Genomic DNA, 15,446 nt, shown 5'->3' with positions numbered 1-15,446 from the left:
GCACCAGTGGAAACCAAGCTCAGCGAAGAAACGATCAAGCGCGTCACGCTGGAGATCGTCGTCGACGAACTCGAACTCGACGTCGAGCCGGACGAGGTGGACATGAACGCCAACCTCATAGAGGAGTACGAGGCCGACTCCCTCGGCCTGATACAGGTCCTCGCGCGGGTGAACAAGGAACTGGCGATCCGCCTGCCGCGCGAGGAGGTCGGCGACCTGCGGACCGTCGACGAGATGGTCCGGCGGATCATCCAGCTCCGCACCGACGAGGAGACCTCCGATGAGGCCTAGTGCGCGGCGCGTGGTCGTCACCGGAATCGGCTGCGTCAGCAGCATCGGAACCGGCGTCGAGGAATTCACCGAGGGAATCAAACAGGGCCGGAGCGGGATCTCGGAGATCCGCTCCTTCGACAGCGGCGACTTCGACCGCCACCTGGGCGGCGAGGTCCACGACTTCGAGCCCGGCGGGATCGTCGAGACGATCGCCCCGGCCGAGTGGGGCAGGACCGCGCAGATCGCGGCCGCCGCGGCCCGGCTCGCGTTACGGGACTCCGGGATCGAGCTGACCGACGACCTGCGGTCGGCGACCGGAGCCATCATCGGGACGACCAACGGCGAGGCGCCCACGGTCGACACCCTGACCGGCCAGTGGCTGGACCGGGGACCCGGCCTCATGGACGCCGACCTGGTCAGCCTGCTCCCCGCGGGCAACATCGCCGCCGCCGTCTCGGTCGAACTGGGCCTCCACGGCGAGACGATGACGATCCCCACGGCCTGCTCGGCGGCCAACTACGCGATCGGGAGCGCCGGGGACAAGATCGCCTCGGGCGAGGCGGACGTCATGTTCGCCGGCGGCGCCGACAGCGTGAACCGCTTCACCCACGCCGGGTTCCTCAGCCTCGGAGCCATCTCCGACGGGGTCGGCAGGCCCTTCGACCGGAACCGCACCGGCATCGTCACCGCCGAGGGCGGCGCGGTCCTCATGCTGGAGGAACTGGAGCACGCCACCCGCAGGGGCGCCCACATCTACGCCGAGCTCCTCGGATACGGCCTCTCCTGCGACGCCCACCACATCGTGCACCCGGACGCCGACAGCATCGCCGACTGCATCCGCCGGGCCCACGCCCACTCCGGGATCGACGCGGGCAGCGTCGACTACATCTCCGCGCACGGCACGGGCACGCCGACCAACGACGTCACCGAAGTCACCGCCACCCGGAGCGTCTTCGGCGCCGCGCACCCGCCGATGAGCTCCATCAAGTCGATGCTCGGGCACACCATGGGCGCGGCGAGCGGATTCGGCGCGATCGCCTGCTGCAAGGCGATCGAGGACTCCTTCCTGCCGCCCACGATCAATCTGGAGGAGGCCGATCCCGACCTCGGCCCCGACATGGACTTCGTCCCCCGGGAAGCGCGTGCCGCCCGGGTGCGGGTCGCCCAGAACCACGGTTTCGCGTTCGGCGGGAACAACGCGATCACGATCTTCGGCGCCGTCGCGGACCAGCCCGTGCCCGCCCTGGCAGGGGAGGCGCAGTGACGACCCGAACCGCAGTGACGACCCGGACCGCAGTGACGACCCGGACCCATGAACCGCGGATCACGGACATCTCCGTGCTGTCCGTCGCGGGGCTCGGCCTGGAGACCGTGCGGGAGCGCCTGGGCGCCTCCCCGTCCGAGGACCTTCCGCTGAACGAGCCGCCGCGGGCCGACGCCGCCGACTACGTCGGGATTCCCGGCTCGGTCTCGGCCGTTCCGTCCTTCGACATCACCGACTTCGTGCCCAAGAAGGGCACGAAGAACATCGACCGCACCACCGCCCTGGGCCTCGCGGCCAGCGCCCGGCTCAAGCGGACCCTGACCGAGAGCGCCGGGATCACCGACGACTCCTGGCTGTCCACCGGTGTCGCGATGGGCAGCATGGTCGGCAGTCTCCGCAGCAGCATCGAGCTGGACTCCCGGGTGATCGAGGGGGCCGGCATCGATCTGATCAACCCGGCCCAGTTCCCCAACACCACGATGAACTGCTGCGCGGCGCAGGTCGCGATCTGGCACCGCTTCCGCGGCCCGAACTCGACGCTCGCCAACGGCTCCCTGAGTGCCGTCTCGGCGCTCCAGTACGCGTCCCGGCTGATCGACCGGGGCCACGGGCAGCGGATGCTGGTCGGCGGGGTCGAGGAGCTGTCCCCGCACACCGCCTGGGGCATCCGGTCCAAGAAGATCGTGCACGACACCGTGCCCGTCGCCGAGGCCGCCGCCGTGTTCGCGCTGGAGCCCGACGGGCTCAGCGACGCGCCCGCCCTCGCGACCGTCGCCGCCTGCGCGGTGGGCTTCGCCCCCGTACGGACGGACGCCGGATACGCCGAGGCCCTGCGCCGCGTCACCGCCGGCGTGCTCCGGCGGGCCGGGGTGGACGACACCGCCGTCGGCCTCGTCCTGCCCGGTGCCGAGGGAACGGTCCTCGCGGAGGCCGAGCAGGCCGCCCTCGCCGGGTTCGCCGCCCCCCGCGTCGACGTCCGCGCGGCGTTCGGCGAGTGCGGAAGCGCCCTGGGCGCCCTCCAGGTCGCCGCCGCCCTCGCGGCCGGACGCCCCGGAGACACCGCGCTGATCACCGGCATCGACATCTCCGGTGCCGTCGGCGCAGCCGTGCTGCGGATCGGGGCCGCGGCATGAGCGCCCGGATCCTGATCGTCGGCGCCGGCCCGGCCGGTCTCGCCGCGGCCGTCTCCTTACGGCTCCAGGGCGTGCCGGTGACGGTGGTCGACAAGTCCGCCGCCCCGCACACCCACCCGAAGGCCGTGGTCCTGTGGCCGCGCGCCCTGGAGATCTTCGAGCGGCTCGGCGTCGCCGAAGGGCTGCTGGCCGCGGGCCACCCGCTCACCGGCCAGCACTACCACTCCAACGGCACCCGGGTCGCCAGCATGACCTTCCGCCGGCTCCGGCACACCAAGTACACGTACGCCCTGGCCATTCCGCAGCACGCCACGGAGCGCGTCCTGCGGGACCGGCTCGCCGAACTCGGCGGTTCGGTCCGCGCCCACACGGAGCTGACCGGTCTGCGGCAGGACGCGGGGACGGTGACCGTGACCCTCGCCGACCTGGGCACCGGGACCACGGGCGACGAGACGTACGACTGGGTGATCGGCGCGGACGGCGTCCACAGCTCCGTCCGCGCCGCCGCCGGGATCGACTTCGAGGGCCAGACGTACGAGCAGACGTTCCTGCTCTCGGACGGCCCCTGCGAGACCGGGCTCGCCACCGACTCCGCGCACTACTTCATGACCGACACCGGTGTGCTCGTCATGGTGCCGCTGCCGGACCGCCAGTGGCGCGCGTTCATCAGCGCGCCCCGCGACATCCCGGAGGGCGAGGAGCTCGTCGACACGGTGGCCCGCGTGGTGGACCAGCGGTCGCCGGTCCCCGTGCGGTTCCTCGACGGACACAAGGCCGGCCGGTTCCGGATCCACCGCAAGGCGGCGGAACGGGTCTGGCAGGACCGGGTGTTCCTCGTCGGGGACGCGGCGCACGCGCACAGTCCGGCGGGCGCGCAGGGCATCAACACCGGTGTGGAGGACGCGACCGGCCTCGCCTGGCGTCTCGGCACGATCGGCCGGACCCCGGTGTCCGCCGCGGAGACGGACCGCCTCTTCACCCAGTGGGCGGACGAGCGCCACCAGGTCGTCGAGAACGTCCTGCGCGACACCGACCTCCAGACCCGGCTGTGGGGGGTGCGCGGACTGCGCCGCCGCCTGCGGGACGTCGTGCTGTACGGGGCCGAGCGCACCGGACTGCTGGACCGCGTGGTCATCCCCCGGCAGACCCAGATCACCCAGCGGTACGAACCGGCCCCCGGGCAGGCGCGTCCGAAGGCCGTCGGGGTCCTGCGCAGCCACGCCCGGCTGCCCAACGTGGAGATCCCCACCGGCGGCGGCGGGACCCGTCTGCACGACCTGCTGCCGACGACCGGGCCGATCACCCTGGAGTTCGACCCCGCCGGCGCCTCGGGCCGCCCCACGGAGGTGCGGCACGCCGCCGCCGTCGGCGGGACCGGATCCGGCACCGTCTCGCTCACCGGTCCCGCGCTGAAGTCCGCGCTGGGCATCAGCCGCCGCGTCACCTGTGTCGTACGCCCCGACGGGATCGTGGCCGCCTTCCTACCCGACACCGCTCCCGGCAGGGGGGAGAGCACCTCATGACCACGGCTGTCGAACGCACCTCGCGCGAGCTGGTGCACCGCGCCCACCCGAGGGAGATCCTGGTCTCCCCGCCGAGCTGGGACGCCGAGCACCGCTACCAGACCACGACGGTCACCACCGACATCAGCACCTACTACCTGGACCACCACGGCCGGCACCGGCTCGACCTGCTGCTGATGACCGAGGCGTGCCGGCAGGCGGCGATCAGCGCGGCCCACCGGTTCGAGGGCCTTCCGCTGGGCGTCGCGGCGTTCTTCAACTCGATCGACGTCCGGCTGAGCGACGTCGACGTGCTGCTGAACTCCACCGGCGAGCTGGTCATCACCACCTCCATGGACGAGATGCGGCTGCGCGGCGACGGCTCGCCGAAGCAGATCGTCTACTCGCAGGAGGCCGTCGTCGACGGCTCCGACCGGCCGGTGCTGCACGCGCGGATGGCCGTCCAGGGCGTGGCCCAGGGCCGGTACCCGGACCTGCGCGCCTACCAGCGCAACGGCTCCGCCGCGCCGACCACCGCCGCGCTGCGGGCCACCTTCCGGCGCCACCGCGACATGGCCGAACCCGAGCGGGTCGGCCGTACCCAGACCGCCAACGTCGTCCTCGCCGGTCTGCGGGGGACCGGCGAGGGCGCCACCGCGATCCTGGACGCGGACCTGGCCAACGCCAGCCTCTTCGACCACGACTACGACCACTACCCCGCGATGGTGCTCATCGAGGCGGGCCGGCAGCTCGCCCTGGCGTGCACGGACCGGGCGGTCGACTGGATCATCAGCGGCTGCCGCGCCGAGTTCCCCGGCTTCGCCGAGCTCGACACCCAGACGGCGCTCGTCGCCCGGCGGTACGGCGACAACGTCGAGGTGCAGGCCCGGCAGGACGACTCCGTCGTCACCCGCATGTGGTTCGAGCTGACGAAGATGGCGAGGCCGTCGTGACGGGCCTCGCGATCTGGAGCGACTTCCGCGGCGTGTTCACCCCTCCCCTCGCCGAAGGGGTCCGGCGGTTCTGCGAGGGGCGGGAGTTCACCCCCGCGCAGATCCTCCGGTGCCTGCGCTCCATCGGCGAGCGGCACGGCTGCCCGGACGGCATGGCCGTCCTCGACTCCGGCGTCCTCGACGAGCGCCGCTGGACCGGCGAGATCGAGCGGGAGCTGCTCGACCGCTTCGGCATCGCCACCGACCTGTCCGACTTCGGCCCGCGCTGGTGGAGCGACCGGCGGGTCGACGAGGCCTGGGTGGCGGCGCTGCGGGAGTGGCGGGCGGCGGGCGCCTTCGTGGGGCTCATGTCCAACATGCCCGCCGAGTGGAGCGGCCATCTGGGTTCCTTCCCGTCCGTCGCCGACGCCTTCGACGCGGCGCTGCTCTCCTGCGACGTGGGGACCCGCAAGCCCGAGGGGGAGATGTTCCGTCTCGCCGAGGCCCGCTCGGGCCTCGCCCCCCGGTTCAACGTCCTCGTCGACGACCTGCCCGAGAACGTCGAGGGCGCCCGGCGGGCCGGCTGGAGCGGTGTGCTCTCCGGCGGGGACGCGACGCAATCCGCGATCGCGCACATCGACTCGATGGTGCGCGACGCCACAGCGAAGAGTGAGGAAGTGGCGCGATGAGCTCGCGATCGGCATTTGTCACCGGGGCCAACCGCGGGATCGGTGAGGCCATCGCCAGGGACCTGGCCAAGCGCGGCTACCGCGTCGTGGGCACCTACCGCAGCACCCGTCCCGAGGTGGACGGCGTCTCGTTCGTCCACTGCGACGTCCGCGACCCCGCGTCGGTGGCCGCCGCGGTCCGCGAGGCCCGGGAGGAGCTCGGCGAGATCGACGTCATCGTCAGCAGCGCGGGCATCACCCAGGACGGGCTGCTGATGTCCCAGGCCCCCGACGACGTGGCCGGCGTCCTCGACACCAACCTGACGGGCGCCTTCAACGTCGTCCGCGAGGCCGTGTCCGACATGGTCGCCAACAAGTGGGGACGGATCGTGTTCGTCTCCTCGGTCATGGGGATGTGGGGCTCGCCGGGACAGACCAGCTACTCCGCCTCCAAGAGCGGCCTGATCGGCCTGACCCGCTCCCTCGCCTGGGAGCTGGGCCGGGCGAAGATCACCGCCAACGCGGTCCTCCCCGGCCTCATCGAGACCGAGATGATCGCCGGCCTGACGGACAAGCGGCGCGACCAGGTCGTCTCCCAGACGCCGCTGCGCCGCACCGGCACGCCCGAGGAGGTCGCCGCCCTGGTCGGCTTCCTGATCTCCGACGAGGCCGCCTTCATCACCGGCGCCTCGATCCCCATCGGCGGCGGCATCGGCATGGGTCTCTGACCCTCCCGCCCTCCCGCGGCACCCCCGCACGCCCCGCCCGCAGCACCCCCGAACCCGTACCCAGCGAAGGGACACCCTGTCATGACCACAGCCCGGACGACCTCGTACTACCCCTGGCGCGAGGAGTACGTGACCCTGCCGGTCACCGCCGGACCCGGCACCGACGCCCGGATCGGCCTGCTGAAGATCGGCGACCCCGACGCCTCCACCGTGATCCTCTTCCTCGGCGGCAAGGAGGGCGCGGCCGCCGGTTTCACCGCCCTCGGCCGGACCGTCGCCGCGGTCGCGCCCGGCGTGCAGTTCTGGGCGATGGACCGTCGCGAGACGTTCCTCACCGACACCTCCCAGGCCGACGCGCCCCTCGAAGAGGCCGTCTCCTACTACCTCGAGGGCCGCTACCAGGGCCCCGACGCGGCGCACCTCGCCGACTACGCCGAGTGGGGCCTGGAGGTCCTCGTCGAGGACCTCCGGGTCGCGGTCGCGGCCGCCGCCGAGGGCGGGCGCAAGGTCCTGCTCGGCGGGCACTCCGTGGGCGCCGCCGAGGTCGTGCACTACGCGGCCTGGGACTTCGACGGCGTCGCCGGCCACCGCGGCGTCGACGGCCTGGTCCTGGTCGACGGAGGCGCGCTGAACGCCTTCCGCGGCGCGGGCATGGAGTTCGGCATCGACCTCGACACCGCGCGCGGCTGGCTCGCCGGCATCCGCGCGGGCGGCGTCTTCGAGACGGACACCTCGACCTCGGCCACCCTCGGCTTCGACGGGCCGCCGGAGTCCGCCGCGCTCTTCTACAAGCTGGCGTCGCGCGCCCTCCTGGAGCAGCCCACCGCCGTGTCGCCGCTCGCGGCCCATCTGCCCGACCGCTACCCGGTGCCGTCCTCGCCGACCAACCACGAGGTCTTCGCCGCCCTGGTCAACCTGGGCAACGCCAAGCCGGGATACGGGGTGACCGCCGGCCGCTTCGAGAACGGCGACTGGGTGCAGGACGGCCCGACCCGCCTCGGCACCGTCGCGCACGCCCACTCCCTGGGCGCGGGCGCCTTCCAGTGGCGCACCCTGAGCCGCACGCTGCTCGACCTCATCGCCGCGGACCCGCTGCGGCAGAGCGAGATCACCGAGCTCCTCGGCCTGCGCAACACGCACGCCGCGGAGATCGACCTCCCGGTCCTGGCCTACGCCTCCGCGTTCACCGACGGCTCCTCGTTGGAGGCCGCGAAGGAACTGGCCGAGCTGTCGGCGATCAGCCGCCTCGACCTCGTCGAGGACAAGGCGCTGAGCCACCACGACGTGCTCTTCGCCGATCTGCCCGCCAACTCCCTCGTGCGCGCCCTCGCCTCCTTCGCGAGCTCGCTCGCCGCGTAAGCCCACCCGTCACAGACAGGGAGCTCCACAGTGACCAGCACGGAGTCCGTCCTCCACACGGGCACCGACGACACCCGCGCACCCGGCACCCCCTCGTGGCTGGTGCTCGCGGTCGCGGCGGTGGCGGTCGTCATCGTCCCCCTGGGCGTCAGCGGTACGCCGCTGCTGCTGCCCGGGATCGGCACCGACCTCGGCGGCGGCCTGGCCCCGCTCCAATGGGTGGTCAACGCCTACAACGTGGCCGCGGCGAGCACCATGCTCGCCACCGGCGTGCTCGCCGACCAGTACGGAAGGCGCCGGGTCTTCCGGGTCGGCGCCGGCCTCTACCTGGTGTCGCTGCTGGTCACCGTCCTGGCGCAGGACACCCTCGTCATCGACGTGGCCAGGGCCGCCGCCGGGATCGGCGCCGGTGCCATCGTCACGTCGATGACGGCCATCGTGGCCAACGCCTTCGACGGCCCCGCCCGGGCCAAGGCCTTCGGCCTCGTCGGCGTCGTCATCGGCGCGGGCCTCGCCCTCGGCCCCACCATCAGCGGCGTGATCGCCCAACTCCTGAACTGGCGGGCCGTGTTCGGCTTCCACGCCGTGATCGTGGCGCTGGGCCTGCTCGGTTCGCTCGCCCTGCGGGAGTCCCGCAACCAGGGCGGCAGCCGGTTCGACTTCGCCGGTGCGGGCCTGTTCACCGTCGCGCTGCTGCTGCTCACGATCGGCACGATCGAGGGCCCGCAGTCGGGGTGGGCCGCCGGGACCACGATCGCCCTGTTCGCGGGTGCGGTGCTGGCCTTCGCCCTGTTCGTCGTCCACGAGCGGCGCACGGGCAACCCGATGTTCGAGATGAGCCTGTTCGCCGACCGCCAGTTCCTGACGGTGAACCTGGTCAACATCGAGTTCGCGTTCGGCTTCATCGGCCTGCTCCTGCTGCTCCCCGCCTTCCTCCTCAGCGTGGGCGGCCTGGGGAACGGCGCGGCCGGTCTGCGGATCCTGCTGCTGACCGTACCGATCTTCCTGGTGCCGATGGTGTCCGGCAGGCTGAGCGCCGCGGGGGTGCCGCTGCGGCTGATCCTGGCCGGAGGCCTCGCGCTGATCGGCGCCGGGGCGTTCGGCCTGACCTTCGCCGAGGGCGACAGCGCCCTGTGGGTGCTCGCGGTCCCGCTGATCGTCACCGGCGCCGGGGTCGGGGTGCTGAACGGGGTCATGGACGGTGCGGCGGTCGGCTCCGTGCCGAACGCCTCGGCCGGCATGGCGGCGGGGATGTTCAACACCATCCGGCTCGCCGCGGAGTCCCTCGCCTCCGTGGTCGTGGTCGCGCTGGTCGCGTCCTTCGTCCACACCCGGCTCGCGGACGCCTCCCTGCCCGCGGGCCTGGACGCCGCCCGCGCGGCCGACGAGCTCGCCGCGGGCGACGTCGGGCAGCTCTTCGCCCAGTACCCGGACCAGGCCCACACCCTGGCCTCGGCCCACGCCTCGGCGTTCCACCAGGTCATGTGGGTCTCCGTGGTGCTCGCCGCGGTGTCCGTGGTGGCCGTGCTCGTCCTGCTCCGCCGGGACGGCAAGCGGTGACGGCCGCCCGGCAGATGCCGCTGAGCGCGGTGGACGCGGTCGAGGCGAAGGACGGCGGCTGCGTCGCCCGCAAGCGGGTGCGCGCCGACGACCCGTACCTCGAAGGGCACTTCCCCACGCTGACGGTGTACCCGGGAGTGTTCCTGATCGAGGGCGTGCAGCAGATGCTCGAACTGCACCTGGACGGCGAGCTCGGAGGGATCGAGCTGGTGTCCGTCGAGTCGGCCCGGTTCAGTCTCCCGGTCCTGGCCGGGGACGAGGTGCGGTTCGACACGACGATCACCGGTGACCGCCCCCTGCTGTCCACGTCGACGCAGTGCACCGTCGGCGGCCGGCGGTGCGCCCGGATCGCGGCGACCTGGCGGTGGGCGGCGTGACCGGCCGACCGGACCGGGGTCCGGACGTCCATCCGGACCCGGCCGACCTGCTGCCGTACGGGCATCCGGCGCTCCACGTCGACCGGATCCTGGACCACCGGCCCGGCGCGCTGACGGCCGTGAAGGCCGTGTCGGGGCACGAGCTCGGCGGCCACGCCGGATCGGCGCGGCCCGCCCGGCTCCCCTCGACGCTCGTCCTCGAGTCCTTCCTGCAGGCGTGCGGCCTGCTGGCCGCGCTCGACGCCGGGGACGGCGGGCCGGGGCGGCTGCTCGTGTTCGGTTCGGCGCGCAACCTGCGCTTCGAGGGCGCGGTGCGGGCCGGCGAGCTCCTCGTGCACGAGGTGGAGCGGGGCGACACGGACGGGGACACCACGGTGTTCTCCGGGGTCTCCCGGACCGGAGACGGACGGCTCGTGCTCACCGTGGAGCGCGCGATCACCCTGAGCCGCCCCGCGGACGCGCTCGCCCCGGCGGGCAGCGGCGACTGACCTCCTCCGAAGAAAGCGAGACGTCATGTACGACTACGTGATCACCGTGCCGGGACAGGGGGCGCACCGCCCAGGCATGCTCGACTCCTGGCTGGACGGCTCGCCGCGCGCGGCGGACCTGCTCGCCGCGTGGTCGGAGGCCGCCGGGCTCGACCTGGCGGCGGCCAGCCGCGACGCCGCGGCGATGAGCGACACGGCGGTCGCGCAGCCGCTGATCACCGCGGCGGCGCTGCTGTCGCTCGACCGGCTGCGCGACCGGCTCGGCGCGGCCCCCGGCCGGGTGCTGTACGCCGGGCACTCCGTCGGCGAGCTGGCGGCCGCCGCGGGCGCCGGGTACCTCTCCCCGGAGACGGCGGTCGCCCTGGCCCGGGCCCGGGGCAGGGCCATGTCGGCGGCGTGTGCGGACGCCCCGACGGGGATGCTGGCGTGCATGCCGTCCAAGCGGGACGGCGCGCCGGACGCGGCGATCGTCGAGGCGGTGCACGCCGGGGGGCTGACCGTGGCCAACTGGAACGGCAGCCACCAGTTTGTCGCGGCCGGTCCGGTGGCCGCGACCGAGTCCTTCCTCGCGGAGCCGCCGCGCGGCGTGCGGGTAGTGGGTCTCGACGTGGCCGGGGCCTTCCACACCGAGGCGATGGCCCCGGCGCGGGAGGAGTTCGCCGAGGCCGTGGCACGGGCGCCGTGGCGGAGCCCGGACGCGGCGCTGCTGGGCAACGGCGACGGCGCGTTCGTGGCCGGTCCCGAGGACCTGCGGCGGCGGCTGGTCGCCCAGCTCACGTCGGCGGTCCGCTGGGACCTGTGCGCGGAGGCGATCGCCCGGGACTCCTCGGACCGGACGGTGCACGTCGAACTGGCTCCCGCGGGGCCGCTGACGAAGCTGGCCGAGCGGGCCCGGCCCGGGATCCCGGCGGTGGCGCTGCGGGCGGCGGACGACCTGGAGCGGGTGCCCGCCCTCGCCGGCCGTGGTGCCTGATGGCCCGGCAGGTGGTGCCCGCCAGCCATGAGGACCTGCTGACCCGGCCGCTCTTCTGCCATCTCGGGACGCTGAGGGCGGACGGAGCCCCGCAGGTCAACCCCATGTGGGTGCTGTGGGAGGACGGCGAGCTGTCGTTCTCGACGTCGACGACGCGGGTCAAGTACGCGAACGTCCGGCGGGACGACCGGGTGTCGGTGTCGGTCAACGACCCGGAGCGGCCGTACCGGTACCTGGAGGTCCGGGGCCGGGTGCTCCGGGTCGAGCCGGACACCGAGGGCGTGTTCTTCCGGCGGCTCGCCGACCGGTACGGCCGGGAGCTCGGCGGCGCGCTGCCGCCGGACGTCCTCACCCGGGTCCGGCTGGTCGTCCGGCCGGAGACGGCCCGCTGCCAGTGACGTCCCGGAAGCCCCCCGAACAGGCGCCCGCACCGTCCCCCGTACCGGTGCGGGCGCCGCTCGTGGTCCCGGCCCGGGCAGGGGAAACGGGCCCCGTGCCCGTACGAGCGCGGGAACCGGGCCCCATACCCGTACGAGCGCGGGAAACCAGCCCCGTACCGGTACGAGCGGGGGAACCGGGCGCCGTGCCGCCGCCCCCCGTACCGGAACCGGGCCCCGTGCCGCCGTCCCCTCTTCCGTCGGCGGCGCGGGGCGCGGGTCTGCTCGCGCGGATCCTGCCGGAAGGGGCGGCCGCCGCCGAGCGCTTCGACGACCGGGAGCCGGTCGCCCCGCACCCGGAGGAGGAGGCGGTGGTGGCCGGGTCGGCGGCCGGGCGGCGCGCCGCGTTCCACACGGTGCGGCTCTGCGCCCGGCTGGCCATGGCGGACCTCGGCGTTCCTCCGGTCCCGGTCCTCCCGGGCCCGAAGGGCGAGCCGCGGTGGCCGGGCGGGCTCGTCGGCAGCATGACGCACTGCGCCGGTTTCCGCGGGGCGGCGGTGGCGGCGTCCGCCGATCTGGCCGGTCTCGGCATCGACGCCGAGCCGCACGGGCCGCTGCGGCCGGGCGTCCTGGAGTACGTGGCGCTGCCCGCCGAGCGCGCGCGCCACGCGCGCCTGGCCCGCACGGATCCGTCGGTGCACTGGGACCGGCTGCTGTTCAGCGCGAAGGAGGCGGTGTACAAGGTGTGGTTCCCGCTGACCCGGTCGTGGCTGGACTTCGACGGCGCGGACATCACCCTGCTGCCCGACGGGCGGCTCACCGCGCGCCTGCTCGTCCCGGGCCCGTACGTGGCGGGCCACCGGGTGGGGACCCTGCACGGCCGGTGGCTGGTCGCCGGGGGCCTGGCCCTGACGGCCGTCGCCCTGGGAGCGGCGGGGGACACGGTCACCCCCTGGACGCCGCCCCCCGGAGACGACACTTGCAAGCAGGCTGCTTGCAATAGTTAGCAAAGGCTGGCATCGTCGGGGCATGGCATCGCTCAACGTCGGCAATCTCGGCGAGTACCTCCGCGAGCAGCGGCGTACCGCGCAGCTCTCCCTGCGGCAGCTCGCCGACGCCGCCGGCGTGTCGAACCCGTACCTCAGCCAGATCGAGCGCGGGCTGCGCAAGCCCAGCGCCGAGGTCCTCCAGCAGGTCGCCAAGGCGCTGCGGATCTCGGCCGAGACGCTCTACGTGCGGGCCGGGATCCTCGACGAGGCGGAGCGGGACGAGCTGGAGACGCGGGCCGTCATCCTGGCCGATCCCTCGATCAACGAGCGGCAGAAGCAGGTGCTGCTCCAGATCTACGACTCCTTCCGCAAGGAGAACGCCGCCGAGACGGCGGCCGCCGCACCCGATGCCACACCGCCTTCGAGCCAGTAGTCATCTCCGGGAGGAACACCAGCATGGCCATCATCGACGAACTGCGTACCCCTCTCTACTTCGCCGCCGGCACCGCCGACCTCGCCGTCCAGCAGGCCCGGAAGGTGCCCGGCCTGATCGAGCAGATCGCCGCCGAGGCGCCGGCCCGCATCGACGCCGTGCGGAAGACCGACCCGAAGGCCGTCCAGGAGAAGGTGTCCACGCAGGCCAAGGAGGCCCAGGCCACCGTGCAGTCGAAGTTCGCCGAGGTCGTCGGCAGCCTCGACACGGACCTCAAGAAGCTCGGTGAGACCGCCCAGGACCTGGCCCTGCGCGGCGTCGGCGTCGCCGCCGAGTACGCGGTGAAGGCCCGCGAGAAGTACGAGGAGGTCGCCGCCCACGGGGAGGAGGCCGTCCGCGCCTGGCGCGGCGAGGCCGCCGAGGAGATCACCGAGATCGCCGTGGCCGTCGAGCCGGAGCCCGCGCCCAAGGCCGAGGAGGAGGCCGCCCCGGCGGCCGCCAAGGCCACCCCGCGGAAGCCCGCCGCCCGCAAGACGCCCGCGAAGAAGGCGGCCGTCACCGCCGAGAAGGAGTAGGGCCGGGCACCATTCCGGGTACCCGGTGCGTTGTACCGGGTACCTTGACCGCGAGGCGCTCTCTTCCATCCCCCTAGGCGGTGCTCAGCATGTTGCGCGCGGGATTCGACTCCCTTCTCTCCCTGGTGATCTTCCTGGTCTTCACCGGCTTCGCCGTCGCCGCGCTCGTCTTCGCCGCCATGGCACGCGAGGACGCCTACCGCGCCGCCGAGAAGCAGACGAAGAAGTTCTGGCTGATCGTCCTGGGCATCAACCTCGCCCTGAACCTGCTGCTGCCGATGCTCTTCCTCCAGATCGCGGGGCTGATCGCGGCCATCGTCTTCATGGTGGACGTGCGCCCCGCCCTCGCGCAGGTCTCCGGCGGCGGCCGGGGCGGCCGAGGCGGCGGCTCCAGCAGCGACGGGCCGTACGGCCCCTACAACGGCGGCCGGTAGCCGACCGCCCCGCAGCAGAACGACGACAGGACCCGGGACTACCCCCGGGTCCTGTCCCTTTCCAGGGCCAGGACGGCCACGTCGTCCGTCAGCTCGCCGCCGTTCAGGGACCGGACCTCGGTCACGGCCGCCTGAAGCAGTTCCTCGCCGCGCAGGCCCGCGGACAGCTGCCGGTCGATCATCCCGACCATCCCGTCCTGGCCGAGCCGGGGCGAGCCGGGACCCGCGGAACGGCCCTCGATGAGCCCGTCCGTGTACATCAGCAGGCTCCACGCCCCGCCCAGCTCGACCTGGCGGCGCGGCCAGCGGGCGCGCGGCAGCAGTCCGAGGGCCGGGCCGCCGTCGTCGTACGGCAGCAGCCGGGCGGCCCGCCCCTGCCGGGCGATCAGCGGCGAGGGGTGCCCGGCCAGGCAGAGGCCGGCCCGGCGCCCGTCCGGCGCGATGTCGACGGTGCACAGGGTCGCGAAGATCTCCTCGCTCTCCCGCTCGTGCTCCAGGACCTGCTGCATCGTGGAGAGCAGCTCGTCCCCGCAGAGCCCCGCGAAGGTCAGGGCCCGCCAGGCGATCCGCAGCTCGACGCCGAGCGCGGCCTCGTCGGGACCATGGCCGCAGACGTCGCCGATCATGGCGTGGACGGTGCCGTCGGGGGTGCGCACGACGTCGTAGAAGTCGCCGCCGAGCAGGGCGCGGGAGCGGCCGGGCCGGTAGTGCGCGGCGAACCGCAGGTCGGAGCCCTCCAGGAGCGGCGTGGGGAGCAGGCCGCGCTCCAGGCGGGCGTTCTCCTGGGCGCGCAGCCGGGACTCGGCGAGCTTGACCTGGACGGCGTCGGCCCGCTTGCGCTCGACGGCGTACCGGATGGCGCGGCTGAGCAGCCGCCCGTCGAGCTCCTCGCGGAAGAGGTGGTCCTGGGCCCCGACGCGTACCGCCTCGGCCGCCAGGTCGGCGTCGGCGGAGGCCGCGAGCGCGAGGACGGCGTGGCGCGGGGCGAGGCGCAGGATGTGCCGCAGCGGGGCGAGCGGGTCGTCGGCCCGGGGGCCGGGCAGCGACAGGTCGACGAGGACGCAGTGCACGTCGTCGGTGAGGAGCCGCTCGGCCTCGGTGAGGTTCCGGGCGGTACGGATGCGGACCCGGGTGCCGGCGGCGTCGGCCGCGTCGAGCAGTTCGGGCACGGCGAGGGCACCCGCCGGGTCGTCCTCGACGACCAGGAGAGTGAGATCGGTGCGGTCGGTGCCTGTGACTGTGCCTGTCATGGGAGTGGCGTCCAGTGGAGTGGCGGCGCCGGGTCCCGCAGCGGCAGAGACGTTTCTCTGACGCGGTACGGATACGGGCATCGGTCCGGGTTTCCTTCCCTCCCCCCGAGGGTGCGCAGGGCGCCGGGTGG

Annotated in this window: 18 protein-coding genes; 17 read left to right on the top strand and 1 reads right to left on the bottom strand. The window is 73.7% G+C overall.

The window, feature by feature from the left end; all coding sequences use genetic code 11:
• Positions 1–6: 6 nt before the first annotated feature.
• From ACFYXU_RS06445 to ACFYXU_RS06365, 17 genes are all read left to right on the top strand, one after another.
• Positions 7–291 (top strand): acyl carrier protein, encoded by a 285-nt coding sequence (locus tag ACFYXU_RS06445; protein ID WP_389456689.1) that lies wholly within the window; start codon positions 7–9, stop codon positions 289–291.
• Complete coding sequence (locus tag ACFYXU_RS06440) at positions 281–1,537, top strand: beta-ketoacyl-[acyl-carrier-protein] synthase family protein (protein WP_376509724.1); 1,257 nt, start codon at positions 281–283, stop codon at positions 1,535–1,537. Before ACFYXU_RS06445 ends, ACFYXU_RS06440 begins: the two co-directional genes overlap by 11 nt.
• A complete protein-coding gene (locus ACFYXU_RS06435) occupies positions 1,534–2,670 on the top strand; it encodes a beta-ketoacyl synthase N-terminal-like domain-containing protein (RefSeq protein ID WP_361392719.1) in 1,137 nt (378 codons plus the stop codon). The genes ACFYXU_RS06440 and ACFYXU_RS06435 overlap by 4 nt, the downstream gene beginning before the upstream one ends.
• Positions 2,667–4,193, top strand: coding sequence for an FAD-dependent monooxygenase (locus tag ACFYXU_RS06430; RefSeq protein WP_389407615.1), 1,527 nt, complete (start codon positions 2,667–2,669; stop codon positions 4,191–4,193). Before ACFYXU_RS06435 ends, ACFYXU_RS06430 begins: the two co-directional genes overlap by 4 nt.
• Positions 4,190–5,125 carry an AfsA-related hotdog domain-containing protein gene (locus ACFYXU_RS06425; RefSeq protein ID WP_376509722.1) on the top strand — a complete coding sequence of 312 codons (936 nt, stop codon included), beginning with the start codon at positions 4,190–4,192 and terminating at the stop codon, positions 5,123–5,125. The genes ACFYXU_RS06430 and ACFYXU_RS06425 overlap by 4 nt, the downstream gene beginning before the upstream one ends.
• A complete protein-coding gene (locus tag ACFYXU_RS06420; protein WP_376509720.1) occupies positions 5,122–5,793 on the top strand; it encodes an HAD-IA family hydrolase in 672 nt (223 codons plus the stop codon). Before ACFYXU_RS06425 ends, ACFYXU_RS06420 begins: the two co-directional genes overlap by 4 nt.
• Positions 5,790–6,500, top strand: coding sequence for a 3-oxoacyl-ACP reductase FabG (gene fabG, locus ACFYXU_RS06415; RefSeq protein WP_361392731.1), 711 nt, complete (start codon positions 5,790–5,792; stop codon positions 6,498–6,500). The genes ACFYXU_RS06420 and fabG overlap by 4 nt, the downstream gene beginning before the upstream one ends.
• 81 nt (positions 6,501–6,581) lie before the next feature.
• Complete coding sequence (locus ACFYXU_RS06410; RefSeq protein ID WP_361392732.1) at positions 6,582–7,859, top strand: hypothetical protein; 1,278 nt, start codon at positions 6,582–6,584, stop codon at positions 7,857–7,859.
• 30 nt (positions 7,860–7,889) lie between these two features.
• A complete protein-coding gene (locus ACFYXU_RS06405) occupies positions 7,890–9,419 on the top strand; it encodes an MFS transporter (RefSeq protein ID WP_376509716.1) in 1,530 nt (509 codons plus the stop codon).
• Positions 9,416–9,796, top strand: coding sequence for a 3-hydroxyacyl-ACP dehydratase FabZ family protein (locus ACFYXU_RS06400; RefSeq protein ID WP_376509714.1), 381 nt, complete (start codon positions 9,416–9,418; stop codon positions 9,794–9,796). Before ACFYXU_RS06405 ends, ACFYXU_RS06400 begins: the two co-directional genes overlap by 4 nt.
• Complete coding sequence (locus tag ACFYXU_RS06395; protein WP_361392736.1) at positions 9,793–10,284, top strand: hypothetical protein; 492 nt, start codon at positions 9,793–9,795, stop codon at positions 10,282–10,284. The genes ACFYXU_RS06400 and ACFYXU_RS06395 overlap by 4 nt, the downstream gene beginning before the upstream one ends.
• A 25-nt stretch (positions 10,285–10,309) precedes the next feature.
• On the top strand, positions 10,310–11,257 hold the full coding sequence (locus ACFYXU_RS06390; protein WP_389456687.1) for an ACP S-malonyltransferase: 948 nt from the start codon (positions 10,310–10,312) through the stop codon (positions 11,255–11,257).
• Positions 11,257–11,655 (top strand): PPOX class F420-dependent oxidoreductase, encoded by a 399-nt coding sequence (locus ACFYXU_RS06385; RefSeq protein WP_384562270.1) that lies wholly within the window; start codon positions 11,257–11,259, stop codon positions 11,653–11,655. The genes ACFYXU_RS06390 and ACFYXU_RS06385 overlap by 1 nt, the downstream gene beginning before the upstream one ends.
• 260 nt (positions 11,656–11,915) lie before the next feature.
• A complete protein-coding gene (locus ACFYXU_RS06380) occupies positions 11,916–12,641 on the top strand; it encodes a 4'-phosphopantetheinyl transferase (protein WP_389456753.1) in 726 nt (241 codons plus the stop codon).
• A gap of 22 nt (positions 12,642–12,663) precedes the next feature.
• Positions 12,664–13,056 carry a helix-turn-helix domain-containing protein gene (locus tag ACFYXU_RS06375; RefSeq protein WP_389456685.1) on the top strand — a complete coding sequence of 131 codons (393 nt, stop codon included), beginning with the start codon at positions 12,664–12,666 and terminating at the stop codon, positions 13,054–13,056.
• Between the two features lie 23 nt (positions 13,057–13,079).
• Positions 13,080–13,631, top strand: a complete 552-nt coding sequence (locus tag ACFYXU_RS06370) for a hypothetical protein (protein WP_376509706.1) — start codon at positions 13,080–13,082, stop codon at positions 13,629–13,631.
• 89 nt (positions 13,632–13,720) lie between these two features.
• Complete coding sequence (locus ACFYXU_RS06365) at positions 13,721–14,065, top strand: DUF2516 family protein (RefSeq protein ID WP_361392744.1); 345 nt, start codon at positions 13,721–13,723, stop codon at positions 14,063–14,065.
• 38 nt (positions 14,066–14,103) lie between these two features.
• On the opposite strand, the gene ACFYXU_RS06360 is transcribed toward ACFYXU_RS06365, so the two are convergent.
• Positions 14,104–15,315, bottom strand: a complete 1,212-nt coding sequence (locus ACFYXU_RS06360) for a PP2C family protein-serine/threonine phosphatase (protein WP_376509704.1) — start codon at positions 15,313–15,315, stop codon at positions 14,104–14,106.
• Between the last annotated feature and the right edge of the window lie 131 nt (positions 15,316–15,446).

Origin of the sequence: Streptomyces sp. NPDC002232, assembly GCF_042890295.1 — a bacterium.
Taxonomy (GTDB): Bacteria; Actinomycetota; Actinomycetes; order Streptomycetales; family Streptomycetaceae; genus Streptomyces.
Note: the sequence above shows the minus strand (reverse complement) of the source record. Positions and strands in the feature narration are given on the sequence as shown.

Excerpts from the sequence above, each read along its gene's own strand:
- ACFYXU_RS06440 (WP_376509724.1), top strand. The coding sequence starts at position 281 with ATGAGGCCTAGTGCGCGGCGCGTGGTCGTCACCGGAATCGGCTGCGTC.
- ACFYXU_RS06430 (WP_389407615.1), top strand. The coding sequence starts at position 2,667 with ATGAGCGCCCGGATCCTGATCGTCGGCGCCGGCCCGGCCGGTCTCGCC.
- ACFYXU_RS06425 (WP_376509722.1), top strand. The coding sequence starts at position 4,190 with ATGACCACGGCTGTCGAACGCACCTCGCGCGAGCTGGTGCACCGCGCC.
- fabG (WP_361392731.1), top strand. The coding sequence starts at position 5,790 with ATGAGCTCGCGATCGGCATTTGTCACCGGGGCCAACCGCGGGATCGGT.
- ACFYXU_RS06410 (WP_361392732.1), top strand. The coding sequence starts at position 6,582 with ATGACCACAGCCCGGACGACCTCGTACTACCCCTGGCGCGAGGAGTAC.
- ACFYXU_RS06390 (WP_389456687.1), top strand. The coding sequence starts at position 10,310 with ATGTACGACTACGTGATCACCGTGCCGGGACAGGGGGCGCACCGCCCA.
- ACFYXU_RS06385 (WP_384562270.1), top strand. The coding sequence starts at position 11,257 with ATGGCCCGGCAGGTGGTGCCCGCCAGCCATGAGGACCTGCTGACCCGG.
- ACFYXU_RS06375 (WP_389456685.1), top strand. The coding sequence starts at position 12,664 with ATGGCATCGCTCAACGTCGGCAATCTCGGCGAGTACCTCCGCGAGCAG.
- ACFYXU_RS06370 (WP_376509706.1), top strand. The coding sequence starts at position 13,080 with ATGGCCATCATCGACGAACTGCGTACCCCTCTCTACTTCGCCGCCGGC.
- ACFYXU_RS06365 (WP_361392744.1), top strand. The coding sequence starts at position 13,721 with ATGTTGCGCGCGGGATTCGACTCCCTTCTCTCCCTGGTGATCTTCCTG.
- ACFYXU_RS06360 (WP_376509704.1), bottom strand. The coding sequence starts at position 15,315 with ATGACAGGCACAGTCACAGGCACCGACCGCACCGATCTCACTCTCCTG.